This window comes from Roseibium aggregatum, from assembly GCF_017309185.1.
GTDB lineage: Bacteria > Pseudomonadota > Alphaproteobacteria > Rhizobiales > Stappiaceae > Roseibium > Roseibium aggregatum_B.
Genome location: NZ_JAEKJZ010000013.1, coordinates 1 through 779 on the forward strand (window position 1 = coordinate 1; position 779 = coordinate 779).

The window sequence follows — 779 nt, forward strand, 5'->3', positions numbered from 1 at the left end:
AAGTCGGCGCCGTTGCCGGAATATCCCGAGTTCCCGTCGACGATGTCCTTCCGGGCGTAAACCGGTGCCGGCAGATCGCTGTCGCTGCCCGGATTGGCGACACCCGCAAACAGCGCCGCGACATCCGCATCCGACGTGTTGTCCCCGGCCGCGCCACCGCTCTCGTCGATGATGATCTGGTCGACCACCTCCGCTTCCGGAGCCGGCGTATCGTCCGTGATCGTTATCGTCAGCTTGCCGTCAAGCCCAACCGTGTCGCCATCGCCGTCGGTCGCTTCCAGGATCGCGCCGAAGTCGATCCCTTCCAGCGCACCGCCTGCGCCTTCCAGCGCCGTGTTCTCGCCCTCGCCGTCGACATGATCCAGCTGGCCGATCTGCTGGAACGTGAACTCGCCCGTGACCGGGTCCAGCGTGAAGGAGAAAATCGGATAGTCGCTGCCGGCATCGTAATCCGCGCCGCCAATGACATTCACATAGGCCAGCAGCGTGTTGTCGAAGATCTGGTAGGACAACCCGTCCCCGGCGGAAGACAGCCCAAGCGCGGTCATCACCGTCACCGCATCCCCGGTGAACGCGTAGCCACCCTCCGCAGCCGCTCCGTCCGCGCCGAACGAGACAATGCTCGACAAAGACCCCGTCACCGTCGCCGCGTAACCGAGATCCCCCGTCTCGCCAAACGCCTCACCGGCAACCGGCTGCGTCGCCGGACCGTCCGGCGACGTCCCGAGAGCATCAACGGACGCAATGTCGTCCTCGTCGGACGTCAGGGACAAGCCCTC

Annotated in this window: 1 protein-coding gene; it reads right to left on the reverse strand. The window is 65.5% G+C overall.

Translation table 11 applies throughout. From position 1 onward, the window contains the following. Positions 1-779: DUF5801 repeats-in-toxin domain-containing protein (locus tag JF539_RS27445; RefSeq protein ID WP_207144430.1), on the reverse strand; the 779-nt coding region annotated here is incomplete at both ends.